Source organism: Streptomyces sp. NPDC101181, assembly GCF_044767975.1.
Lineage (GTDB): Bacteria > Actinomycetota > Actinomycetes > Streptomycetales > Streptomycetaceae > Streptomyces.
The window spans coordinates 1-23696 of record NZ_JBIWOX010000034.1 but is presented as its reverse complement, the minus strand read 5'-3'; the positions used below and the strand labels follow the sequence as shown (position 1 = coordinate 23696).

The 23696-nt window shown below is 73.9% G+C and carries 16 protein-coding genes and 1 riboswitch; of the genes, 10 read left to right on the top strand and 6 right to left on the bottom strand.

Annotated features, from left to right (window positions below; translation table 11 throughout):
- Positions 1-128: 128 nt before the first annotated feature.
- Both ACIRRU_RS30065 and ACIRRU_RS30060 read right to left on the bottom strand, forming a co-directional pair.
- Positions 129-1526, bottom strand: coding sequence for a lysine N(6)-hydroxylase/L-ornithine N(5)-oxygenase family protein (locus ACIRRU_RS30065; protein ID WP_403685597.1), 1398 nt, complete (start codon positions 1524-1526; stop codon positions 129-131).
- A gap of 73 nt (positions 1527-1599) precedes the next feature.
- Entirely contained in the window at positions 1600-3207 is a 1608-nt protein-coding gene (locus tag ACIRRU_RS30060) for a pyridoxal phosphate-dependent decarboxylase family protein (protein WP_403685596.1), read from the bottom strand.
- A 436-nt stretch (positions 3208-3643) separates the two neighbouring features.
- On the opposite strand from ACIRRU_RS30060, the gene ACIRRU_RS30055 reads away from it, so the two are divergent.
- Positions 3644-3841 (top strand): hypothetical protein, encoded by a 198-nt coding sequence (locus tag ACIRRU_RS30055; protein ID WP_403685594.1) that lies wholly within the window; start codon positions 3644-3646, stop codon positions 3839-3841.
- Between the two features lie 178 nt (positions 3842-4019).
- On the opposite strand, the gene cobF is transcribed toward ACIRRU_RS30055, so the two are convergent.
- On the bottom strand, positions 4020-4850 hold the full coding sequence (cobF, locus tag ACIRRU_RS30050; RefSeq protein ID WP_403685599.1) for a precorrin-6A synthase (deacetylating): 831 nt from the start codon (positions 4848-4850) through the stop codon (positions 4020-4022).
- 166 nt (positions 4851-5016) lie between these two features.
- A riboswitch (cobalamin riboswitch) is annotated at positions 5017-5195 on the top strand.
- 227 nt (positions 5196-5422) lie between these two features.
- On the opposite strand from cobF, the gene ACIRRU_RS30045 reads away from it, so the two are divergent.
- The 7 genes from ACIRRU_RS30045 (at position 5423) to ACIRRU_RS30015 (ending at position 13029) form a co-directional block, all read left to right on the top strand.
- On the top strand, positions 5423-6925 hold the full coding sequence (locus ACIRRU_RS30045) for a CoA-acylating methylmalonate-semialdehyde dehydrogenase (RefSeq protein ID WP_403685593.1): 1503 nt from the start codon (positions 5423-5425) through the stop codon (positions 6923-6925).
- Positions 6922-8076, top strand: coding sequence for an acyl-CoA dehydrogenase family protein (locus ACIRRU_RS30040; protein WP_403685592.1), 1155 nt, complete (start codon positions 6922-6924; stop codon positions 8074-8076). Before ACIRRU_RS30045 ends, ACIRRU_RS30040 begins: the two co-directional genes overlap by 4 nt.
- Positions 8073-9140, top strand: a complete 1068-nt coding sequence (locus ACIRRU_RS30035; RefSeq protein WP_403685591.1) for an enoyl-CoA hydratase/isomerase family protein — start codon at positions 8073-8075, stop codon at positions 9138-9140. Before ACIRRU_RS30040 ends, ACIRRU_RS30035 begins: the two co-directional genes overlap by 4 nt.
- Entirely contained in the window at positions 9137-10066 is a 930-nt protein-coding gene (gene mmsB, locus ACIRRU_RS30030) for a 3-hydroxyisobutyrate dehydrogenase (RefSeq protein ID WP_403685589.1), read from the top strand. Before ACIRRU_RS30035 ends, mmsB begins: the two co-directional genes overlap by 4 nt.
- Positions 10063-10872, top strand: a complete 810-nt coding sequence (locus tag ACIRRU_RS30025) for an enoyl-CoA hydratase (RefSeq protein WP_403685587.1) — start codon at positions 10063-10065, stop codon at positions 10870-10872. The genes mmsB and ACIRRU_RS30025 overlap by 4 nt, the downstream gene beginning before the upstream one ends.
- 174 nt (positions 10873-11046) lie before the next feature.
- Complete coding sequence (locus ACIRRU_RS30020) at positions 11047-12111, top strand: biotin/lipoate A/B protein ligase family protein (protein WP_403685586.1); 1065 nt, start codon at positions 11047-11049, stop codon at positions 12109-12111.
- 42 nt (positions 12112-12153) lie between these two features.
- A complete protein-coding gene (locus ACIRRU_RS30015; RefSeq protein ID WP_403685584.1) occupies positions 12154-13029 on the top strand; it encodes an oxygenase MpaB family protein in 876 nt (291 codons plus the stop codon).
- A gap of 177 nt (positions 13030-13206) precedes the next feature.
- Here the strand turns inward: ACIRRU_RS30015 and ACIRRU_RS30010 are convergent, their stop codons facing one another.
- Positions 13207-14787, bottom strand: coding sequence for a molybdopterin-dependent oxidoreductase (locus ACIRRU_RS30010; RefSeq protein WP_403685582.1), 1581 nt, complete (start codon positions 14785-14787; stop codon positions 13207-13209).
- A 155-nt stretch (positions 14788-14942) separates the two neighbouring features.
- Entirely contained in the window at positions 14943-17165 is a 2223-nt protein-coding gene (locus tag ACIRRU_RS30005; RefSeq protein WP_403685581.1) for an NADP-dependent isocitrate dehydrogenase, read from the bottom strand.
- A 283-nt stretch (positions 17166-17448) separates the two neighbouring features.
- Between ACIRRU_RS30005 and dnaE the strand changes: the two genes are divergently transcribed.
- Both dnaE and ACIRRU_RS29995 read left to right on the top strand, forming a co-directional pair.
- Positions 17449-20919, top strand: a complete 3471-nt coding sequence (gene dnaE / locus ACIRRU_RS30000; RefSeq protein ID WP_403685580.1) for a DNA polymerase III subunit alpha — start codon at positions 17449-17451, stop codon at positions 20917-20919.
- Between the two features lie 6 nt (positions 20920-20925).
- The gene (locus ACIRRU_RS29995; RefSeq protein ID WP_403685578.1) at positions 20926-21909 is read left to right on the top strand and encodes a hypothetical protein; all 984 of its coding nucleotides are present in this window, start codon (positions 20926-20928) and stop codon (positions 21907-21909) included.
- A gap of 71 nt (positions 21910-21980) precedes the next feature.
- On the opposite strand, the gene ACIRRU_RS29990 is transcribed toward ACIRRU_RS29995, so the two are convergent.
- Positions 21981-23477, bottom strand: coding sequence for an amidase (locus ACIRRU_RS29990; protein ID WP_403685576.1), 1497 nt, complete (start codon positions 23475-23477; stop codon positions 21981-21983).
- Between the last annotated feature and the right edge of the window lie 219 nt (positions 23478-23696).

Below are 23696 nucleotides of genomic sequence, written 5' to 3'. Positions count from 1 at the left end.
CACCCGCAAGAACTGACCCCCACACAACCAACCCGGACCCCAACCCCGGATCCGGACCTGGGCCGCACGGTGCACCCCACCGCGCGGCCCAGCGCCATTCCCCCGCGACCGTTGACGGCCTCGAACCGTTACCGCCGCTCCCCGGCGGACCCGTGCGGTATCCGCTCACCGTCTGCCCCACGGTCCTGCGCGGCGCCAAGGCCGAACGTGGTGAACGCCGTCCGGTCCGGCAGCGGGTACGTCTCCTTGCCGGTGAGCGCGTTGACGATCACGGCGGAACGCCAGGCGGCCAGGCCCAGGTCGGGCGCCCCGACCCCGTGGGTGTGCCGCTCCGCGTTCTGTACGAAGACGGAACCCGTGATCTCCGGGGCCAGGAGCAGCCGTTGGGCCTCGTCCACCTCGGGGCGTCCGGCGTGGTCGCGGGCGATGTACGGGTCGAGCGCGGCGAGCAGCGTGTCCACGGGGCGTTCCCGGTAACCGGTGGCGAGGACGACCGCGTCGGTGGTCAGCCGCCCCCGGGCCTCCTGTTGGCCGTGCTCGACGCTCAGTTCGACGCGTCCGCCGGTGACCGCCGCACCGGTGACCTCGATGCCGGGGGTGAGGGTCACGTCGGGCCAGTCGCCACCGAGGCTGCGCCGGTACAGCTCGTCGTGGATGTCCCCGAGCGTGTCCCCGCTGACCCCCTTGTAGAGCTGCCATTGGCGGGGCAGCAGCCGGTCCCGGGTGGCCTGCGGGAGCCCGTGGAAGTAGCGGGTGTAGTCGGGGGTGAACTGCTCCAGGCCGATCTTGCTGTACTCCATGGGCGCGAACGCCGGGGTACGGGCCAGCCAGGTCAGGCCCTCCGCCCCCTCGGGCCGGGAGCGCAGCAGGTCCAGCAGCACTTCGGCGCCCGACTGACCGGAGCCGACCACGGTGATGTGCCGGGCGGTCAGCAGCTTCTCGCGCAGGCCCAGGTAGTCCGCCGAGTGGCAGACGAGGGCCGCCGGGTCCGACGCCAGCGCCCGCAGCGGCTCGGGGACGTACGGGGCGGTCCCGACGCCGAGGGCGAGGTTACGGGCATGGGTGAGCCCGGTCGCGGGTGCCTCGCCCTCCGGTCCGAAGCGGGTGAACTCCACCGCGAACGCCCCCTGTCCGGCGTCCCAGGACACCGTGTCCACGCGGTGCCCGAAGCGGGTGGAGGGGAGTTCGGTGCTCACCCAGCGCAGGTAGGCGTCGAACTCGGAGCGGTGGATGTGGAAGCGCTCGGCGAAGTAGAACGGAAAGAGCCGACGACGGGTCTTGAGGTAACTGAGGTAGGACCAGGGGCTGGTGGGCTCGACAAGGCTCACCAGGTCGGCGAGGAAGGGTACTTGCAGGGTCGCCCCCTCGATGAGCAGCCCGGGGTGCCACTGGAACGCGGCCCGCTGCTCGTGGAAGGCGCTGCGCAGGCCGGGTACCCCGTCGGCCAGCGCGGCGAGTGAGAGGTTGAAGGGGCCCGCGCCCACTCCCAGCAGGTCGAGCGGTGGCGTGCGCGGTCCGGACGTCATCGGGTTCCTCCCACGAGGTTCGTACGTTTCGTCAGCCCTTGCGTCGACTGCTTCGTCGACCGCTTCGTCAGCGTCATGGCGACAGCCTTTCCGCCACCGGGCCGCCGCTACCGCCGCCCCCGGGCCCGCCGTCCGCCGCGGGGTCCTCCGTCGCCCTGCTCTCCGTCAGAACGCTTTCTGCCAGGGCGCGTTCCGCCGCGTCCGTGACGAGATCGAGGAGCGGCAGCAGTTCGGCCGTGGCGGCGTCCGGGTGCAGCAGGGTGGCCTTGAGCCAGAGCCGCGCGTGTCCGTCGTCGTCCTGTGCCACCGCCCGGCCCAGCACCGCGGTCCCTTCGGCGAGCAGGGTGCGGCGGACGGCGGCGACCACGGCGTCCCCGGCCCGGTCGGGCAGCGTGTCGGCGACGGCGGGGCGGAACAGTACGGTGCTGATGCCGATCTCACCGGGTCGGCGGCGCAGAGCGGGCCGGGCGTCGATCGCGTCGGCGAACGCGTGGGCCGTACGAACGCAGGCCTCGACCAGCTCGCCCAGTCCCCGGCGTCCCAGCGCCCGGAAGGTGGCCGCGATCTTGAGGGCGTCGGGGCGTCGGGTGGTGCGGATCGAGCGGCCCAACAGGTCGGGGAGCCCGGCCTCGGTGTCGTCGTCGGCATTGAGGTAGTCGGTACGCAGGGACAGGGGCGCCAGGCGGCCGGTATCCGCGACGGTGAGCACCCCGGCCGCGACCGGCTGCCAACCGAGCTTGTGCAGGTCGAAGGTGACGGAGACGGCGTGCTCAAGACCGGCGAGGCGCGGTGCGAGGCGGTCGCTGAACAGCAGGGGCCCGCCGTACGCCGCGTCGACGTGCAGTTCGGCGGCGTATCTGCGGGTGATGCGGGCGATCTCCGGGAGCGGGTCGATCCGGCCCTCGTCGGTGGTTCCGGCGGTGGCGACGACCAGCACCGGTTCCCCGGCGAGCCCGAGGAGGGTGCCGTCGAGGGCGGCGGGGTCGACGCGGCCGTCGCGGCAGGCGACGACGGCCGGGGTGGGGAGCCCGAGCATCCAGGCGGCGCGGTGGACGCTGTGGTGGGCGTTGGCCCCGGTCACCACCCGCAGGGGGCGTGTGGTCGCCGCCGCTCGTTCCCGGGCGAGGAGCAGGGCGACAAGGTTGGACTCCGTCCCGCCGCTGGTGATCAGCGCGTCGGGGGCGGCCGCCGCCGGGTGGACGAGCCGGGCGAGCGCGGCGGTGGTCAGCTCCTCGATCACTCCGGCGGCGGGCGCCTGGTCCCAGGAGTCCATGGACGGGTTGAGCGCCGCGCCCGCCAGCTCCGCCGCGACGGCGACGGCGAGCGGCGGGCAGTGCAGATGGGCGACGCACGCCGGGTCGGCCGGGTCGGCGGCCCCCTCGGTGACCGCGCGGACCAGGTCCCTCAGCGCGGCCTCCGAACCGACCCCCTCCTCGGGCAGGACCGGGGTGCAGCGGGCGGCGGTCAGCCGTGATACGGCCTCCGGGCCCCCGGCGGGCAACGGCCCGCCCCGGGTCCGCGCGCCGGTGTCCAGGGTGTCCAGCACGATCGCGGTCAGCTCCCGGAGGCGGTCCGGCCCCCGCACCCCGCCCGCGAGGTCCCACGGCCCGTCGGCGCCCGCGCCTCGCGCCCCGCGCTCCGGGGCAGGTCCACCGGGAGGCGGGAGCGAAGCACGCGGCATGGCGGGGCCCTTCGGTCGGAGTGCGGGGCGGGTCGTGCGGGGTCGGCGTTCCGCACGCGGGGCGGCGTCGGTGGCGGGAAGATCACCACCGCGATTCGCTGGTTAGGCTAACCTAACTACTGACGTGCGGCGGACGGGGCCTCCCATTGGCCGCGAAAGCCACTTCGCCTACCAGGGGCCCAAGTTGCCGGTACGCGACTCCGAAGTCTGACGCGACGCCAGGTTCCCACGGCGACCGACCCCCTGAGCACGCCCTTGACCTGGTGGTCCGTCAGCGCGTGGGTGTGTGCCGCACGGGGCGTGCGGGGACAGTGACCCAGATGTAACCGAATGGCGTAGGGGAAGACGGAACCACGGAGCGTCACAGGCCGTTCTTCTTCCCACTACACGGCCCCTCCGATCCCCGGCGGGGCCGATCGAGGAACGGAAACGCCATATGAAGAAGACAGTCGGGTGGGCCCAGGACGGCGACGACTGGACGATCACCGTGAACGGCACGCAGTACCGCGCCGTCGAGCGGCCGTCGGACGGCCGGGTGAACAACTACCTGGTGCGGGGTGACGATCTGAGCGCCGAGTGCCCGAGCCTCGGTCACGGCCTCGGCGTGATCCGGGAGTACGAGTCCCGGCGCTGACCCCGGCCGGTCCGACGACGAGGTGCGGAGGCCACCCCAGGCCCGCACCTCGCACGGCCCCGCTCGCCGCCTCGCCACGCCCCCGGACGGGATCCGGTCCCCGCCTCGTCACGGCCGCGCTCCGGTGCGGCGCGCGCCGGGCGCGCGGGCCCGCCCATCGGCCGGCGCGGGCAGCCGGTCAGCCCGGGGCGCCGTCCGCGCCCGCTGCCGGACGGTCCGTCTCCTCCGTGCTCTGGCGCAGCAGGTAGGTGTCCATGATCCAGCCGTGCCGTTCGCGGGCCTCCGCCCGCAGCCGGCTGATCCGCCCGGCGACCTCGTCGAGCGGTCCGGAGACCAGGATCTCGTCGGGCGTGCCGATGTAGGCGCCCCAGTGGATCCACAGGCCGCGCCCCGTCAGCTGGGTGAAGGTCTCGTGGCCGTCGAGCATCACCACGATGTCGCCGTCATCCTCGGGGAAACCCTGGGCGAGGCGCCTGCCGGGGGTGATGTGGATGGGGCGGCCGACCCGGTTGAGGGTGACGCGGTGCCGGGCCGCGAGGGCGGAGACGCTGCTGATGCCCGGGACCACCGTATGGCCGAAATCCACCGTGCCCCGGTCCCGGATGTCCTCCAGGATCGCGAGGGTGCTGTCGTACAGGGACGGGTCGCCCCACACCAGGAACGCCCCGCACTCCCCCGGTGCCAGTTCCTCGATGATCAGGCGTTCGCAGATGTCGGCCCGCCGGTGGCGCCAGTCGTGCACGGCCGAGGTGTAGCGCGCGCCGTCGTCCTGGGTGCGGTCGCGCCACGGGTCCTCGGCCTCGACGACCCGGTAGGGGCCGGTGAGGTGTTCGTCCAGGATGTCGCGCCGCAGCCGGGTCAGCGACTCCTTCTCCCGGCCCTTGCCCAGGACGAAGAACACCTCGGCCCGGCGCATCGCCTTCACCGCGGCGAGGGTCAGGTGGTCGGGGTCGCCGGCGCCCATGCCGATGACCAGGATGTGCCGGGGTGCCGCGTTGTTCTCCGCCATGTCTGCCATGTCTGCCGTGCCCGTCGTGTCCGCGTCCGCCATGTGCGCCGATCATGCCAGGTGGCGCGGGCACGCCACTGATCCGGTGGACACACCAGGGGCGGGGTGGACTTACTAGGACGTCCAACTATATGTTCGGGGCAGAGGGGTGCCCGATGTGCAGTCGGGTGCTCCGAAGGCCCGCGGTGTCAGGGAAGCCGGTGCGATTCCGGCGCGGTCCCGCCACTGTGACCGGGGAGTTCGTCCTCGCAGGACCCGCCACTGACGGAGCGTAGGCCGTCGGGAAGGCAGGGGACGCGCGCTGATCCGGGAGTCAGGATACCGGCCGCGGGTTGTTCCGTGTTTCCACGAGGATGGAGCAGACACGCATGGCACCGGTCCGCACCCACGGCCCCGCAGGCACGTCCCGGCGAGCGGTTCTCCCCGCCCCCTGACGGCCTTCGCCCTCCGCGTCCCCCTGACGGCGAGTCCGTCCGCGTCCGCGCGCATCCGACCGGTGCGCCGCGGCCCGGCGGGCCCGTGCGCCATCCCCGGATCTCACCTGGCGATCTCACCGACGAGAGCAGGCTTCCATGGTCCGCGAACTCACCCACTTCATCGGCGGCAAGCACACGTCCGGTACCTCGGGCGGCTTCGGCGACGTCTTCGACCCCAACACCGGCCGGGTGCAGGCCCGGGTTCCCCTGGCCGACCGTGCCGAGACGGAGGCGGCCGTCGCCGACGCCGTCGAGGCGCAGCGCGCGTGGGGCGAGTGGAACCCGCAGCGCCGCGCCCGGGTGCTGCTGCGCTTCCTGCGACTCGTCGAGCAGGAGAAGGACTCGCTGGCCCGGCTCCTCTCCTGCGAGCACGGCAAGACCGTGGCCGACGCGCACGGCGACATCGCCCGCGGACTGGACGTGGTGGAGTTCGCCGCGGGCGTCCCGCACCTGCTGAAGGGCGAGTTCAGCGACAACGCGGGCGCCGGGATCGACGTCCACTCGCTGCGCCGCCCGCTCGGCGTGGTCGCGGGCATCACCCCGTTCAACTTCCCCGCGATGATCCCGCTGTGGAAGGCCGCGCCCGCTCTGGCCTGCGGCAACGCCTTCATCCTCAAGCCCTCGGAGCGGGACCCCTCGGTGCCGCTGCGGCTGGCCGAACTGTTCCTGGAGGCGGGGCTTCCGCCCGGGGTGCTGAACGTCGTCAACGGCGGCAAGGAGGCCGTGGACACCCTGCTGGAGGACCCGCGCGTGAAGGCGCTCGGCTTCGTCGGCTCGACGCCGGTCGCCGCGCACATCTACGCCACGGCCGCCGCCCACGGCAAGCGCGCGCAGTGCTTCGGCGGGGCGAAGAACCACATGATCGTGATGCCGGACGCCGACCTGGACCAGGCGGTGGACGCAATGATCGGCGCCGGGTACGGCTCGGCGGGCGAGCGGTGCATGGCCGTCTCGGTGGCGGTGCCGGTCGGGGAGGCCACCGCCGACGCGCTGGTCGCCCGGCTCGCCGAGCGGATCGCCGGACTGCGCATCGGCCGCTCGGACGACCCGGAGGCCGACTTCGGGCCGCTGGTGGGCCGGGACGCGGTGGACCGGGTGCGCGGCTATGTCGACCTGGGGGTCGAGGAGGGCGCCGAACTGGTCGTGGACGGGCGCGGCTTCACCCTGGAGGGGCACGAGGAAGGGTTCTTCGCCGGCGCCACGCTCTTCGACCGGGTCACCCCGGAGATGCGGATCTACCAGGAGGAGATCTTCGGTCCGGTCGTCTGCGTGGTCCGGGCCGCCGACTACGAGGAGGCGCTGCGGCTGCCCTCGGAGCACCCGTACGGCAACGGGGTGGCGCTGTTCACCCGGGACGGCGACACGGCCCGCGACTTCACCCGGCGCGTGGACACCGGGATGGTGGGCGTCAACGTGCCGATCCCGGTCCCGGTGGCGTACCACACCTTCGGCGGCTGGAAGCGGTCCGGCTTCGGGGACCTGAACCAGCACGGCCCGGACGCCATCCGCTTCTACACCCGTACGAAGACCGTCACCTCCCGCTGGCCCGCCTCGGGCGTCCGGGACGGGGCCAGCTTCACGATTCCGACCACGGGATGAGCGCCGTGACCACGCTCCTCACCGACGACCAGCTCGCCGTCGTCGAGACGACCCTGGACTTCGCCCAGGAGCACCTCGCCCCGCACGCCGTGGCCTGGGACCAGGACAAGCACTTCCCCGTCGACGTGCTGCGCAAGGCGGCCGGGCTCGGCCTCGGCGGCGTCTACGTCCGGGACGACCTCGGCGGTTCGGGGCTGACCCGCTCGGACGGGGTCCTCGTCTTCGAGGCCCTGGCGACCGGCTGCCCGTCGATCGCGGGCTATCTGTCCATCCACAACATGGTCGGCTGGATGGTCGACCGGTACGGCACCGAAGCCCAGCGGAGCCACTACCTGCCCACGCTCTGCACCATGGAGACCCTGGGCAGCTACTGCCTCACCGAGCCGGGCGCGGGGTCCGACGCCGCCGCGCTGCGCACCCGCGCGGTGCGCGACGGCGGCCACTACGTGCTGACGGGGACCAAGCAGTTCATCTCCGGAGCGGGTGCCTCGCACCTCTACATCGTGCTGGCCCGCACCGGCGAGGACGGGGCGCGCGGGATCTCCGCGTTCCTGGTCGAACGGGACGACGCCGGGCTGTCGTTCGGGGCCAACGAGAAGAAGATGGGGTGGAACGCCCAGCCCACCCGGCAGGTCCTGCTGGACGGGGTCCGCGTCCCGGCCGGCCGGCTGCTGGGCCGGGAGGGCGACGGCTTCCGCATCGCGATGAACGGGCTGAACGGTGGCCGACTGGGCATCGCCGCCTGCTCGTTGGGCGGCGCGCAGAGCGCTCTGGACCGCAGCCTCGCCCATCTCGCGGACCGGGAGGCTTTCGGCGGCAGGCTGCTGGACGCGCAGGCGTTGCAGTTCCGGCTCGCCGACATGGCGACCGAACTGGCCGCCGCCCGAGCGCTGGTGCGGCAGGCCGCGGAGGCGCTGGACCGGAACGTGGCCGGTGCCCCGCACCTGTGCGCGATGGCCAAGCACTTCGCCACCGACACCGGCTACTCGGTGGCCGACCGGGCGCTCCAGCTGCACGGCGGCTACGGCTATCTGGCCGAGTACGGCATCGAGAAGATCGTCCGGGACCTGCGGGTCCACCAGATCCTGGAAGGGACCAACGAGATCATGCGCGTGATGGTGGCCCGGAGCCTGACGGGAGCCCTGCGATGAGCGAGGAGCTGGTACGGCTGGGCGTCGAGGGGCGTACGGGCGTGGTGACCCTGAACCGGCCGAAGGCGCTCAACGCCCTGACCCACGCCATGGTGAGGACGATCGCGGCGGCCCTGGAGGGCTGGGAGCACGACCCCGGGGTGTCGGCCGTCGTCCTGACCGGGGCCGGGGAGCGCGGCCTGTGCGCGGGCGGCGACATCCGGGCGATCTACGAGGACGCCCGCGCGGGCGGGACGGCGTCGGCCGCGTTCTGGCGCGACGAGTACCGGCTCAACGCCCGGATCGCCCGCTATCCGAAGCCGTACGTCGCGGTCATGGACGGCATCGTGATGGGCGGCGGGGTCGGCGTCTCGGCGCACGGCAGCGTCCGGATCGTCACCGAGCGGTCCGAAATCGCCATGCCGGAGACGGGCATCGGCTTCGTGCCCGATGTCGGCGGGACCTACCTGCTGGCGCTGGCCCCCGGCGAGCTGGGCACCCATCTCGCCCTGACGGGTGCGGTGGTGGGGGCCCGGGACGCGCTGCTGTGCGGGCTGGCCGACCACTTCGTCCCGGCGGACGAGCTGGCCGCTTTCCTCGCCGCACTGCGCACCGAGGCCCCGGCCCAGGTGCTGCCCCGCCATGTCCGGGAGGCGCCGCCCGGGGTGCTGGAGCACAACCGGGCCTGGATCGACCGCTGTTACGCCGCCGACACGGTCGAGGAGATCCTCGACCGGCTGCTCGCCTCCGGCGTCCGGGCGGCGGAGGAGGCGGCCGCCACGCTGCTCGGCCGCTCCCCCACCGCGCTGAAGGTCACGCTCGCCTCGCTGCGCCGGGCCCGTGAACTCGGCCCGCTGGAACGGGTGCTGGAGCAGGAGTACCGCGTCTCGTGCGCGGCGCTGACCTCACCCGACCTGGTGGAGGGCATCCGCGCCCAGGTGATCGACAAGGACCGCGACCCGCGCTGGCGGCCGGGGACGCCGGCGGAGGTCACGGACACGGACGTGGCCCGCTATTTCGCACCGGCCGACGACGCGGGGCTGTCCCTCGCCGCGGCCGGCTCACCGCAGGAGGTGCCCTGGTGACCACGACTGTCGCCTTCGTCGGACTGGGCCACATGGGCGGGCCGATGGCCGCCCGGCTCGTCCGGGCCGGATACCGGGTGCTGGGCCACGACCTGGTGGAGACGTGTCTGGCCGCCGCCGTGGAGAGCGGGGTGGAGCGGCCGGGGTCGGCCGCCGAGGCCGCCGCGGTCGCCGACGTGGTGATCACGATGCTGCCCGCGGGCCGTCATGTGCTGTCCCTGTACGCGCAGGAGGGGCTGCTGGCGGCGGCCCGCCCCGGCACCCTGTTCGTCGACTGCTCGACCATCGACGTGGCCGACTCCCGGGCCGCGCACGCGGCGGCGGCCGCGGCCGGTCACCGTTCGCTGGACGCCCCGGTCTCCGGCGGGGTGGTGGGGGCGGCCGCGGGCACGCTCACCTTCATGGCCGGAGGCGAGGAGGCCGCGTTCGCGGAGGCCGGGCCGCTGCTGTCCGCAATGGGGAGGAAGGCGGTCCACTGCGGGGCGGCGGGCGCCGGGCAGGCGGCGAAGATCTGCAACAACATGATCCTCGGCGTCTCGATGATCGCGGTCAGTGAGGCGTTCGTCCTCGCGGAGAGCCTCGGCCTGTCCGACCAGGCGCTGTTCGACGTGGCCTCGGCGGCGTCCGGTCAGTGCTGGGCGCTCACCGTCAACTGCCCGGTCCCCGGGCCGGTTCCGGAGAGCCCGGCCAACCGGGACTACCGCCCCGGGTTCGCCGCGCCCCTGATGGCGAAGGACCTGGGGCTGGCCGCGAACGCGCTGCGCGCGGGCGGAGTCAACGCCGAACTGGGTCTGCGCGCAGCCGAGTTGTACGAGCGGTTCGCGCAGGGCGCGGGAGCCGACCAGGACTTCTCCGGGATCGTCCGCGCCATCCGGGCCGCCTCGTCCCCCACCACCGCACCGCAGGAAGGCGGCACCGGCGTATGAGCGAGCACAGCGAGCCCACGGCCACCCCGGGCCCGTACCGCACCATCCTCGTCGAACGCCGGGGCCGTACCGCCCTGCTCACCCTGAACCGGCCGGCGGCGCTGAACGCGCTGAGCCTCGCGGTCATGCGGGAGACGGTGGCGGCGGCCGAGGAGCTGGACCGGGACCCGGACGTCGGCTGCGTCGTCATCACCGGCAGCGGCGAGAAGGCGTTCGCGGCCGGGGCGGACATCAAGGAGATGCAGCCGCGGAGCTCCACGGACATGTATCTCAGCGACTGGTTCACCGCCTGGGACCGGCTCGGGCAGCTGCGTACCCCGACGATCGCCGCCGTACGGGGCTACGCCCTGGGCGGCGGGTGCGAGCTGGCGATGCTGTGCGATGTGCTGATCGCCTCGGACACGGCCGTCTTCGGGCAGCCGGAGATCCGGCTCGGGGTGATCCCCGGTATCGGCGGCTCCCAGCGGCTGACCCGGGCGGTCGGCAAGGCCAAGGCCATGGACCTCTGCCTGACCGGCCGGACCATGGACGCGCGGGAGGCCGAGCGGGCCGGTCTGGTCTCCCGGATCGTCCCGGACGCGGAACTGCTGCGCGAGGCGCTCGCCGTCGCGGACACGGTCGCCGGGATGTCGGCGCCCGTGGCGATGATGGCGAAGGAGGCGGTGAACCGGGCCTTCGAGACGACGCTCGCCGAGGGCGTCCGCTTCGAACGCCGTCTGTTCCACGCGGTGTTCGCGACGGCCGACCAGAAGGAGGGGATGAAGGCGTTCATCGAGAAGCGTCCGCCGGAGTTCACCCACCGTTAGAGGGTGCCGGGCCGGGCGGCGGCCGTCCCCCGGGGACGCCGTGTGCGGGATGATCCGCACCGGGATGCGCGTTGTATACGGATGTGTCCGGCTCATCCGCGGCCGGGCCGGACCCCGGCCGCGGATGAGCCGGACCAGCGGACAACGAGCGGACAGAGACCTGGAGGCGGCGTCGTGCACGGTGAGTACAAGGTTCCCGGCGGGAAGCTGGTCGTGGTGGACCTGGAGGTGGCGGGCGGCGCGCTGCGCGACGTCCGGGTCGCCGGGGACTTCTTCCTCGAACCGGACGAGGCGATCCTCGCCATCGACGCGGCGCTGGAGGGCGCCCCGGCGAACACCGCCACGGCCGGGCTCGCGGCCCGGATCGAGGCGGCGCTGCCCGCGGGCACGGTGATGCTCGGGCTGAGCGCGGAGGGCGTCGCCGTGGCCGTGCGCCGGGCGCTGGCGCGGGCCACGGAGTGGTCCGACTACGACTGGCAGCTGATCCACGAGGCTCCGCAGTCGCCCGCGCTGCACATGGCGCTCGACGAGGTGATCACCGCCGAGGTCGCGGCGGGTCTGCGGCCGCCGACGCTGCGGGTCTGGGAGTGGGACTCCCCCGCCGTGATCATCGGCAGCTTCCAGTCGCTGCGCAACGAGGTCGACCCGGCGGGTGTCGAGCGGCACGGGGTGGACGTGGTGCGCCGGATCTCCGGCGGCGGTGCGATGTTCGCCGAGCCCAGCTCGACCATCACCTACTCGCTGGCGGTCCCTCAGGCGCTGGTCTCGGGGCTCTCGTTCGCCGACAGTTACGCCTATCTGGACGACTGGGTCCTCGACGCGCTCGCGGACATGGGCATCAAGGCCTGGTACCAGCCGCTCAACGACATCGCCACCGAGGTCGGCAAGATCGCCGGTGCGGCGCAGAAGCGGGTGGTCGGGCCGGACGGCGGTCCGGGGGCCGTGCTGCACCACGTGACGATGGCGTACGACATCGACGCCGACAAGATGCTGGAGGTGCTGCGGATCGGCCGGGAGAAGATGTCCGACAAGGGCACCCGGTCCGCGCAGAAGCGCGTCGACCCGCTGCGGCGGCAGACGGGGCTGCCGCGTCAGGCGGTGATCGAGCGCATGATCGACTCGTTCCGCGGCCGCCACGGCCTCACGACCGGCAGCGTGACCGCCGCCGAGCTGGCCCGCGCCGAGGAGCTCGTACGGACCAAGTTCGCCACGCCCGAGTGGACGGCCCGGGTGCCCTGAGGGCTGTCCACACCCTGCCGACTGCCGCGCATACTGGGAGGCATGGATACAGAGCGGCCAGGCCCCGGAGTGCGGGAACGGATCGGCAGGAGCCTGTTCTCCCGGGTGGCCGGGCCGTCCGGGCCGGAGAACCGGGCCCGGATCCACCAGACCCCGGGCCCCCGCTGGTTCGGCCCGGAGCGGCCGGTGCGGCGGGTGCACGGGGACGCGTCGATGTTCATCGGCGGGCTGCGCGCCCTGCTGCTCCAGTCGCTGCACCCGCTCGCCATGGCCGCCGTGGCGGGCCACTCGGGCTACCGGGGCGATCCGTGGGGGCGGCTCCAGCGGACCAGCACGTTCCTCGCGGTGACCACGTTCGGCACCGCCGTCCACGCCCAGGAGGCCGTGGACCGGGTGCGGGCCGTGCACGAGTCGGTGCGCGGGCTCGCCCCGTCCGGGGAGCCGTACCACGCGGCCGACCCGCACCTGCTGTGCTGGGTGCACATCGCGGAGGTGGACAGCTTCCTGTGGGCCCACCAGCGGTACGGGCAGCGGCCGTTGGACGGCGCGGAGTGCGACGGGTACATCGACGACATGGCGACGGTGGCCCGCGCGCTCGGTGTGCCGGACCCGCCGCGCGACCGGGCGGGGCTGGCCGCCCGTATCGCCGCCTACCGCCCGGAGCTGCGCGGCACCCGGCAGGCCCGGGAAGCGGCGCGCTTCATCCTGCTGCGCCCGCCGCTGCCGTGGCCCGCCCGGCCCCCGTACGCCGTCCTCGCCGCCAACGCGGTGGCCGGTCTCCCGCCGTGGGCCCGGGAGCCGCTGCGGCTGCCCCGGGCGCCGGGGGTCGAGGAGGTCTGCGTACGGCCCGCGGGCAAGGCGCTGACCAGGACGATCCGGTGGGCGATGACCCCGCCCCCGGCGCCGGCGGGTCCGTAAGGGCTGTCCCGTCATCCCTGGCGGATCAGCGTGCGGCGTCAGATGCGGTGCATCGCAAGGCGGAGGGACGTCCGCATACTGGATGTATTCGGACGTTCCGACAACGCGGCGAGGTGCCGCAGCTGTCGTCGTGCGCCCGCCAGGGATTAAGGGACAGCCCTTAGCCGCCGCGGAGCGTCAGTCGACGGTGACGACCACCGAGTGCCAGCCGCTGGCCCCGTCCGGGACGGTCTTGGTGCGCTTCTCGGTCTGCGTCTCGCCGGTGCCGTCGGTGGCGCGGACGGTGAGGGTGTGGCCGCCGGGGGTCGCCTTCCACGGGTAGGTCCACTGGCGCCAGGTGTCGACGGTCGCCTGCTCGGCGAGCTGGACGGGCCGCCAGGGTCCCTCGTCGACCCGGATCTCGACCTTCTCGATGCCCCGGTGCTGGGCCCAGGCCACCCCGGCGACCATGACCGTGCCCGCTTCGGGGCGGCCGAAGGGCTTGGGCGTGTCGATGCGGGACTGGGTCTTGATCGGGGCCTCGCGGGCCCACTTCCGCTTCACCCAGTACGCGTCGTAGTCGTCGAACGTGGTCAGTTCGATGTCCTCGATCCACTTGCACGCCGAGACGTACCCGTACAGCCCGGGGACGAGCATCCGGACGGGGAACCCGTTGACGAAGGGCAGCGGTTCGCCGTTCATGCCGAGGGCGAGCATCGCGTCCCGGCCGTCCATGACGTCCTCGACGGGGGTGCCGAGCGTCATGCCGTCCACCGAGCGGGCGATGATCTGGTCCGCCGGGCCGCCCCGGGAGGGCGGCTTGACGCCTGCCTCCTTCAGCAGGTCCGCCAGGCGCACGCCGATCCACCGGGCGTGGCCGATGTAGGGGCCGCCGACCTCGTTGGAGACGCAGCACAGGGTGATCTCACGTTCGATCAGGGGCCGGTCCAGCAGATCCTGATAGGTGAACTCCAGGTCCCGGCGGACGCCCTTGCCGTGGATGCGCAGCCGCCAGGAGTTGGCGTCGACCTTGGGGACGACCAGGGCGGTGTCCACCCGGTAGAACTTGTTGTTGGGGGTGGTGAACGGGCTGATGCCGCGCGCCCTCGGCTGTGCTCCGGCCGGGATCGGCTCGGCCGCCGACGCGGGGGCGGGCAGCCGTACGGCGTCGCGCGAGGCGACGGCGTCCTGGGCGCCGCGGCTGTTCAGGGTCCGGCCGGCCGCTCCGGCCACGGTGGAGGCCGCGGCCGCGGCACCGGCGGCGATCAGGAAGCCGCGCCGGTCCCAGCCGCTCTCCTCGCCCTCGGGGTGGGCCCGCCGGATGGTGAGCCTGCCGATGAGGACGTACAGCAGGACGGCCCCGGCGACCGCGCCCACCAGGGACGGCAGCCCGTCGGTGAACCCGGAGGAGTCGGGCCTGCTGACGGCGGCGGCCGTGCCGACCGCGCCGAAGACCAGGACGGCGGCGGAGCCGGTACGGCGGAAGCGCAGCGCCAGCAGGCCGACGGCGACGGCGAACAGGGCGAGGGTGACGACGATGCCGAGCTGGAGGACGATCTTGTCGTTCTCGCCGAAGGTGCGGATCGCCCAGTCCTTCACCCCGGCGGGCGTCCGGTCGATGGCCGCACCGCCGACCGCGGTGACGGGACTCGCCTCGGGTCTGACGGCGGCCGAGACGAGTTCGGCGACGGTCAGGGAGGCGAATCCCGCGAGAAGTCCGCTCAGGGCGGCGAGGGAGTTACGGGTCAGGGCGGTGCGGTTGATCCTCACGGTCCTCATTCGGAGCCGGGGACCCGCCGGATTGCCCCACGTGCCCGTACGTCTCACAAACCCCACCCGTACGAGTGGTACCGGACGCGAACCGCCCCGGACGGCAAGGCCGTCCGGGGCGGACACGGGCGGGGGCGACAGGACCGCCCCCGGGTCACGTCATGTCAGGCGAGGGAGGCGATGGCCTGGTTGAACGTGGCGGACGGGCGCATGATCCTCGAGGCCCTGGCCGGGTCGGGCTGGTAGTAGCCGCCGATCTCGGCCGGGGAGCCCTGCACCGCGATCAGCTCGGCGACGATGGTCTCCTCCTGCTCGGCCAGGGTCTTGGCGAGCGGGGCGAACGCCTCGGCGAGCTTCGCGTCGTCGGTCTGCCGCGCCAGCTCCTGGGCCCAGTACAGCGCCAGGTAGAAGTGGCTGCCGCGGTTGTCGATACCGCCGAGACGGCGGCTCGGGGACTTGTCCTCGTTGAGGAAGGTGCCCGTCGCCCGGTCCAGGGTGTCGGCGAGGACCTGGGCCCGCGCGTTGTCCGTGGTGGTGGCCAGGTGCTCGAAGCTGACCGCGAGGGCCAGGAACTCGCCCAGGCTGTCCCAGCGGAGGTAGTTCTCCTTGACGAGCTGCTGGACGTGCTTGGGGGCCGAGCCGCCCGCACCGGTCTCGAAGAGGCCGCCGCCGTTCATCAGCGGGACGACGGAGAGCATCTTCGCGCTGGTGCCCAGCTCCAGGATCGGGAAGAGGTCCGTGAGGTAGTCACGGAGCACGTTGCCGGTGACGGAGATGGTGTCCTCGCCGCGGCGGATGCGCTCCAGGGAGAAGGCGGTGGCCTCGACGGGCGACTTGACGGAGATGTCCAGGCCGTCGGTGTCGTGGCCGGCGAGGTACGTGGTGACCTTGGCGATCAGGTTGGCGTCGTGGGCGCGGCCCTCGTCCAGCCAGAACACGGCCGGGGTGCCGGTGGCGCGGGCGCGGGTGACGGCGAGCTTGACCCAGTCCTGGATCGGCGCGTCCTTGGTCTGGCACATCCGGAAGATGTCACCGGCGCCGACGGCCTGCTCCAGCACGACCGCGCCGCTCGCGTCGACGACGCGGACGGTGCCGGTGGCGGGGATCTCGAAGGTCTTGTCGTGGCTGCCGTACTCCTCGGCCTTCTGCGCCATCAGGCCGACGTTGGGCACCGAGCCCATGGTGGCGGGGTCGAAGGCGCCGTTGGCGCGGCAGTCGTCGATGACGGCCTGGTAGACACCGGCGTAGCTGCTGTCCGGGAGGACGGCGATGGTGTCGGCCTCGTTGCCGTCCGGGCCCCACATGTGGCCGGAGGTGCGGATCATGGCGGGCATGGAGGCGTCGACGATCACGTCGCTGGGGACGTGCAGGTTGGTGATGCCCTTGTCGGAGTCGACCATGGCGAGGGCCGGGCCCGCGGCCAGTTCGGCCTCGAAGGACGCCTGGATGTCGGCGCCGGTGTCCGGCAGCGAGGCCAGGCCCTTGAGGATGCCGCCCAGGCCGTCGTTGGGGGTGAGTCCGGCGGCGGCCAGCTGCTCGCCGTACTTGGCGAAGGTGTCCGGGAAGAAGGCGCGGACCGCGTGGCCGAAGATGATCGGGTCGGAGACCTTCATCATGGTGGCCTTGAGGTGCACGGAGAACAGCACGCCCTCGGCCTTGGCGCGGGCGACCTGCGCGGTGAAGAACTCGCGCAGCGCGGCGACGCGCATGACGGCCGCGTCGACGACCTCGCCCTTGAGGACGGGTACGGACTCGCGCAGCACGGTGGTGGCGCCGTCGTCGCCGTGCAGTTCGATGCGGAGCGAGCCGTCCTCGGGGATCACCACGGACTTCTCGGTGGAGCGGAAGTCGTCGACGCCCATGGTGGCGACGTTCGTCTTCGAGTCGGCCGTCCAGGCGCCCATGCGGTGCGGGTGGGCCTTGGCGTAGTTCTTGACGGAGGCGGGGGCGCGGCGGTCGGAGTTGCCCTCGCGCAGCACCGGGTTCACGGCGCTGCCCTTGACCTTGTCGTAGCGGGCGCGGACGTCCTTGTCCTCGTCGGTCCGCGGGTCGTCCGGGTAGTCCGGGAGCGCGTAGCCCTGCTCCTGGAGCTCGGCGACGGCGGCCTTGAGCTGCGGGATGGACGCCGAGATGTTCGGCAGCTTGATGATGTTCGCGCCGGGAGTCCTGGCCAGCTCGCCCAGCTCGGCGAGTGCGTCATCGATACGCTGCTCGGCCGTCAGCCGCTCCGGGAAACTGGCGATGATCCGCCCCGCGAGGGAGATGTCGCGGCGCTCCACCGTGACTCCCGCGGTCGAGGCGTAGGCCTCGATCACGGGCAGGAGCGAATAGGTCGCCAGGGCAGGGGCCTCGTCGGTGTGCGTATAGATGATGGTCGAGTCAGTCACCGGGTGCTCCGCTCCACGTCTGCAACATTGCTTGACATCAAGATATCTCCTCGCCGTCCGCGGCTCCACAAGGCCCCCGCACGGCTTCGCGGCACCGGCCGCCCGGCGGATGGCCCCTGGTGGGCCGGGCCCGGCGGCCCGGCTCGCACATTCGAACGAATATGCGAACATAGAGGTGGAGTGCTTCTCCCGATCGGTACGAACCGGTCGGACGCATCGCCAGGAACACCGGACCGACGGACCAGAACATCCGAAGGGGGGACATGAGCAGCAGGAGGTGTGTATGTCGTTTACGCACCTCCATGCCGCGAGCGGTTACTCACTGCGGTACGGAGCCAGCCACCCGCGCACCCTGGCCCAGCGGGCCGCCGAGCGGGGCCTCGACGCCCTCGCGCTGACCGACCGGGACTCCCTGGCGGGCGCGGTGCGCTTCGCCAAGGCGTGCGCGGAGGCCGGGATCCGGCCGCTGTTCGGCGTCGACCTGGCGGTGCCCGGCGCACCGGCGTACGGTCCGGCGGCGTCGGCACGGCAGCGGACCCCCGCCCGGGGCGGCGCGTTCGTCGCGGAGGCGCCGCAGCGCGCGGTGTTCCTGGCCCGGACCGAACGCGGCTGGGCCGAACTGTGCCGTCTGGTGACGGCGGCGTCGCACCAGGGCGTCACCTGGGAGGACCTGTCCTGCCCGCGGGACGAACTGTTCGTCCTGCTCGGGGCGGACTCCGAGGTGGGCCAGGCGCTGGCGACCGGACGTCCGGACCGGGCCGCGGCCCTGCTGGGCCCCTGGCGGACCCGGTTCGGCCCGTCGTTGCGCATCGCGACGTCCTGGGACGGGCGGCACGGGACCGGCCCGGGATCGCTGCGCCTGGCCGCACGCATGCTGGGGTTCGCCGCCGACCAACAGGTTTCCCCCGTGCTGACCAACGCCGTGCGCTACGCCGACCCGGACCAGGGCGAGGTCGCCGACATCCTGGACTCCGCCCGCCTGCTGGTACCGACCGACGCCCGGGACGCGTCCCGGCTCGACAGCGGGCAGCGGTGGCTGAAGGACACCGGGGAGATGGAGCGGATCGCCGGACGGATCGCGGAGGCCGCGGGCGGCCGGAGCGGGGAGGCAGGGCGGCTGCTCACGGCCACCGAGGAGACGGCCGAGGCGTGCGTGGTCGATCCGGGCGGCGCGTTCGGGCTCGGCAGGCTGAACCTCCCCGAGCCCGGACTGGTGGGCGCGAGCGACGCACCGGCGGACCGGGTGCTGGCCGACCGGTGCGCCGCGGGCATGCTGAACCGCGGCTACCACCGGGACGGGGAGCGCTGGGAGCGGCTGGAGGAGGAGCTGGGGATCATCACCGGGCACGGTTTCGCGGGGTACTTCCTGACCGTCGCCGAGGTCGCGGCCCGGGCCCAGCGCCTGGGCGTCCGCGTGGCGGCGCGGGGCTCCGCCGTGGGCTCGCTGGTCACCCATCTGCTGGGGATCAGCCCGGTCGACCCGGTGGCGCACGGCCTGGTGATGGAGCGCTTCCTGTCCGAACACCGCTCGGCCCTGCCCGACATCGACCTGGACGTCGAGGCGGCCCGCCGCCTGGAGGTCTACCAGGCGGTACGGGAGGGGTTCGGGGCCGAACGGGTGGCGACGCTCGCCGTGTACAAGACCTACCGGGCGCGCGGGGCGATCGAGGTCGTGGCCCGCGCCCGCGGCATGGCCCCGGACGAGGCGGCCCGCCTCGGCAAGGCGTTCCCGCACATCCGGGCCAAGGACGTGCGGGCCGCGCTCGCCGAGCTGCCGGAGCTGCGCGAGGTCGCCGCCGAGGACCACGGGCGGCTGTGGGAGCTGGTGGAGACGCTCGACGAGCTGCCGTTCGAGGCGGCGATGCACCCGTGCGGGCTGCTCGTCTCCGACGCGGCGCTGGGCCGGCGCACCCCGATGGCGCCGACCACCGTGGAGAACATCGCCATGTCCCAGTTCGACAAGGAGGACATCGAGGACACCGGGCACCCGAAGGTCGACGTCATCGGCGTACGGATGCAGTCGGCGCTCGCGCACGCGGCCGCCGAGATCGAACGCGTCACCGGCGAACCCCTCGACCTGGACGATCCCGCACAGGTGCCGCCGGACGACCCCGCCACGTACGACCTGATCTCCGCCGGGGACACCCTGGGCACCTTCCAGCTGGAGAGCCCGGGACAGCGGGAGCTGGTACGGAATCTGCGGCCGCGGTCGTTCGACGACCTGGCGCTCGACATCAGCCTGTTCCGGCCCGGACCGGTCGCGGCCGACATGGTGAATCCGCTGATCAAGGCCCGGGACAGCAGGGCCGAGGCCCGTTACGCGCACAAGGATCTGAGGGACATCCTGGCGGAGACCGAGGGGCAGGTGGTCTACCACGAGCAGGTGATCGCGATCATGGTGATGCTGACCGGCTGCGAACGGGGCAAGGCGGACGAGGCCCGCCGCGCCCTGTCCGTCCCCGAGCAGCGGGGCCGGGTCCGGGCCTGGTTCGCCGATCGGGCCCGCGGGCGCGGCTATTCGGTCCAGGTGGTCCGGGACGTGTGGAGGATCCTGGAGAACTTCGGCAGCTTCGGCTTCGCCAAGGCGCACGCCGCGGCCTTCGCGCAGCCCGCCTACCAGTCGAGCTGGCTCAAGGCCCATCGGATGGCCGCCCTCATCGCCGGGCTGCTCACGCACGACCCGGGGATGTACCACAAGCGCGTCCTGGTCTCGGACGCCCGGCGGCACGGGGTGCCGCTGCTGCTGCCGGACGTCAACCGCTCCCGCTCCGCCCATACAATCGAACTGGTGTCCGGTAAGTGGGGGGTGCGGATCGGTCTCTCCCAGGTGCGGGGCATCACCGAGGCCGAGAGCGGGCGTATCGCGGACGGACAGCCGTACGCCTCGGTCGAGGACTTCTGGGAACGCGCCCGGCCCAGCCGCCCGCTGGCCGAACGCCTGGCCCGGGTGGGCGCGCTGGGCGCGTTCGGCCCCAGCCGTGAGCTGCTGCTGAAGGTCGCCGAGCTGCACCGCTCGGGTCGCGGCAAGGGCGGCGCGCCCGCGGGCCAACTCCCCATGGAGCCCGCGGAGTACACCGGCGCCGAAGCGGACGGGGGCACCGCGGCCGCCGTCACGGGCCTGCCGGCCATGGACGCGTCCGAACAGCTCGCCGCCGAACTGGACGTCCTCGGCCTGGACGTCTCCCGTCACCTCCTGGACGAACACCGCTCGCTGCTCGCCGACATCGGCGCGACCCCCGCCGCCGATCTGGCGGGCATCCGGCACGGCGCGACCGTGCTGGTCGCCGGGGTCAAGGTCGCCACCCAGACCCCGCCGATCCGCTCCGGCAAGCGCGTCATCTTCGCCACCCTGGACGACCCCACCGGCCTGTCCGACCTGGCGTTCTTCGAGGACAGCCACGCGCGCTGCGCCCACACGGTGTTCCACAGCAGCCTGCTGCTGGTCCGCGGCACCCTCGCCCGCCGTCCGCCGCGCGCCTTCAGCATCACCGGCGCCGCCGCCTGGAACCTGGCCGAGCTGATCGACCTGTACCACGAGGGCGGACCCGCCGCCGTCGCCGACCGCCTCACCCGCCCCGCGCCCGCCGCGCCCACGGCCCGACCGGACCGGACCCTCGTCCAGCCGAACGGCTACGCCCTGCACCCCTGGGCCGACCTCCAGCCGCCCGGCACCCCCGCCTCCGCCACCCTGCCCGCACTCGACGTGCTCGACGGGCGGTCCTTCCACCACGCGAGCCCCGGAAGCGCGGGGTGAGCCGGGATGATCCTCTACCTCCACTTCGGCGCCCCGCAGCCGGAGCCCGCCTACCGCCGACTCCTCGGCATGGTCGGTGAGTTCACCCCCGTCGCCGAGGCCCTGCCCCCGGACGCGGCCCTCGCCGACGTGTCCGGAAGCACCCGCTACTTCGACCGCGACGCCGCCGGGCTCGCGGCCCTGATCCGGATGCGCGCGGCCGCGCTCCACGGCCTCGACATGACGGTCGGCATCGGCCCCAACCCGCTGCTCGCCCGGCTCGCCGCCCACCGGGGAGAGCCCGGCGCCATCCGCACCGTCCCGGACGACCCCGAGGCCGTCACCCGCTTCCTCACCGGGCTTCCCGTCACCGCGCTGCCCGGCGTCGGCCCGGCCACCGCCCGCACCCTGGCCTCGTACGGCCTGCGCACCGCCGACCGGATCGCCGCCACCCCGCTGCTCACCCTCCAGCGCATCCTGGGCGCCGCCGCCGGGCGCGAACTGCGCGACCACGCGACCGGGACCGACGCCACCCCGGTCCGCCCCGGCGCCCCGCCGCGCACGGTCGACGCCGAACACCGCTTCGGCCGCGACGAGTCCGACGCCGCCCGGCAGCGGGCCGCCCTGACCCATCTGACCGAACAGCTCGGCGCCCGCCTCCGCGACGAGCGGCAGACCTGCCGGGCGCTGACCCTGACCGTCCGGTACGCCGACCGCGCGGGACACACGTCGATCACCCGCAGCCAAACCCTCCCGGAGGCCACCGCGCACAACCCCCGGCTCCGCGCCGCCGCACACGCCCTGCACGGGGCTCTGGGGCTCCAGCGGGCCCGGGTCCGCTCCCTCGCCCTGCGCGCGGACGGACTCGGTGACGCCGCCCACGCCTCCCGGCAGCTGTCCTTCGGCCCCGACGACGACCGGGCCATCCGGATAGAGGCAGCGGCCGACCGCGCCCGCGCCCGCTTCGGCCCGGGTGCCGTACGCCCCGCCAGCACCGCGGGGATGCGATGAGCACCCGCGCCCGGCCGGACGGACGGAGCGGGCGGAAGGGCGAGGGCGGGCGGACGCCCTGGTCCGTACGGTCAGACGGGTGGCCGGTGCTCGTGCCAGCGCCGGTCGTCCTCCAGCTGGGCGGCCAGCGCGATCAGCCGCTCCTCGCTGCGGGAGGGGCCCAGCAGCTGGGCGCCGAGGGGCAGTCCGGAGCGGGTGAATCCGGCCGGGACGCCGACGCCGGGCCAGCCGAGGACGTTCCAGGGCCAGGCGTACGGGCAGGCGGCCGTCATCGCGAGGTCGGTGCGCCAGGCGCTGAGGTCGTCGAACCTGCCGATCCGCGGCGGCGGAGCGGCCGTGGTCGGCGTGAGGAGCACATCGAACCCGGAGACGTCGAAGAGCGCGCCGATCCTGCGCTGCTGGCGCACCTCGCGGGCGCGGGCGGCCCGCACGACCCGCCCGCCGAGCCGCGTCCCGGTCCGCAGGGCGCTGCGGGTGCGCGGGTCGAGGAGGGCCGGTTCGGGGTGGCGGGCGGCGATCTCGGCGATGCCCGCGGTGGCGCGGGGCACGAAGGCGAGACCGATCAGCCCGTAGCGGGGGCGGGCCTCCTCGACGTGGTGGCCGAGCCGGGCCAGGATCTCGGCCAGCGCGGTGACCGCCCGGCGCACCTCGGGGTGCGGGGCCGCGCGGGTCAGGGTCAGCGGGGGACGCCAGGCCAGGGCGATGCGCAGGCGGCCCGGGTCGCGGCGGGCGGCGTCGGCGGCGCGTACGGCGGGCGGGCGGTGCGGGTCCGCGGGGTGCGCTCCGGCGACGGCGTCCAGCAGCAGCGCCGCGTCGGCGACCGTACGGGCGAGCGGGCCGTTGACGGTGAGGCCCTGGAAGGCGTCGCTGTGCGGGTGGACCGAGACGCGCCCGCGCTGCGGCTTGATCCCGACGAGGTGCGTCCAGGCGGCGGGGATGCGGACGGACCCGGCGCCGTCCGAGCCGAGTGCGGCGGGGACGAGCCCGGCGGCCACCGCGGCGGCCGATCCGCCGGAGGAGCCGCCCGGGGTGTGGGCGGTGTTCCAGGGGTTGCGGGTGGCGCCGAAGGCGGGGCCCTCGGTGAACGGCCACTGGCCCAGCTCGCAGGAGTTGGCCTTGCCGACGATGACGGCCCCGGCGGCGCGCAGCCGGCGGACCACCTCGCTGTCGGCGGTGGCGGGGGGCCGTTCGCCGTCGCAGCCGAAGTGCGTGGGCAGGCCCGCCACATCGGTGTCGTCCTTGACGGCGACGGGAACACCGAGGAGCGGCAGCCGCTCACCGGCCGCGAGCCTGCGGTCGGCCTCGGCCGCCTCGGCGAGGGCCGCTTCGGCCCGGACCTGGCGGAAGGCGTTGAGCGTGGGCTGGGTGGCCGCGATCCGGGCGAGCGCGTCGGCGACGAGTGCGGTGGAGGTGGTGGCGGAGGCGGCGAGGCGGCGCGCGCTCTCGGCGAGGCCGGGCAGCGGCGGCGGTACGGGGGCGGGCCGGGGGCTCGCGGCGGGGAGGCGGGTCCGGCCGGGACCCGGCTGAGTCGCCGGTCCGCTCTGTTCGGTGGGCTCCGCTGCGGACATGGGCGTGCCGCCTCCCTCGTGGCCGCGGGCCGACCGGTCCTCCCGGCCGCGCCCACGGGTACCTACTGGAGGGTAACGAGAGGGGGCGGCACGCTCAAGCGGGGCGGGCGGGCCGGGGGGGCCCGCCCCCCGGGGGGGCACCGGGGGGAGGGGTTTGCCACCACGCGCGGGGCCCCCACCCAGAGAGGGGGGGTGGGCGGGCGCGCGAAACCCCCCGCC

Coding starts and splice junctions, on each gene's coding strand:
- ACIRRU_RS30065 (WP_403685597.1), bottom strand. CDS start 1,526: ATGACGTCCGGACCGCGCACGCCACCGCTCGACCTGCTGGGAGTGGGC.
- ACIRRU_RS30060 (WP_403685596.1), bottom strand. CDS start 3,207: ATGCCGCGTGCTTCGCTCCCGCCTCCCGGTGGACCTGCCCCGGAGCGC.
- ACIRRU_RS30055 (WP_403685594.1), top strand. CDS start 3,644: ATGAAGAAGACAGTCGGGTGGGCCCAGGACGGCGACGACTGGACGATC.
- cobF (WP_403685599.1), bottom strand. CDS start 4,850: ATGGCGGAGAACAACGCGGCACCCCGGCACATCCTGGTCATCGGCATG.
- ACIRRU_RS30045 (WP_403685593.1), top strand. CDS start 5,423: ATGGTCCGCGAACTCACCCACTTCATCGGCGGCAAGCACACGTCCGGT.
- ACIRRU_RS30040 (WP_403685592.1), top strand. CDS start 6,922: ATGAGCGCCGTGACCACGCTCCTCACCGACGACCAGCTCGCCGTCGTC.
- ACIRRU_RS30035 (WP_403685591.1), top strand. CDS start 8,073: ATGAGCGAGGAGCTGGTACGGCTGGGCGTCGAGGGGCGTACGGGCGTG.
- ACIRRU_RS30025 (WP_403685587.1), top strand. CDS start 10,063: ATGAGCGAGCACAGCGAGCCCACGGCCACCCCGGGCCCGTACCGCACC.
- ACIRRU_RS30015 (WP_403685584.1), top strand. CDS start 12,154: ATGGATACAGAGCGGCCAGGCCCCGGAGTGCGGGAACGGATCGGCAGG.
- ACIRRU_RS30010 (WP_403685582.1), bottom strand. CDS start 14,787: ATGAGGACCGTGAGGATCAACCGCACCGCCCTGACCCGTAACTCCCTC.
- dnaE (WP_403685580.1), top strand. CDS start 17,449: ATGTCGTTTACGCACCTCCATGCCGCGAGCGGTTACTCACTGCGGTAC.
- ACIRRU_RS29995 (WP_403685578.1), top strand. CDS start 20,926: ATGATCCTCTACCTCCACTTCGGCGCCCCGCAGCCGGAGCCCGCCTAC.
- ACIRRU_RS29990 (WP_403685576.1), bottom strand. CDS start 23,477: ATGTCCGCAGCGGAGCCCACCGAACAGAGCGGACCGGCGACTCAGCCG.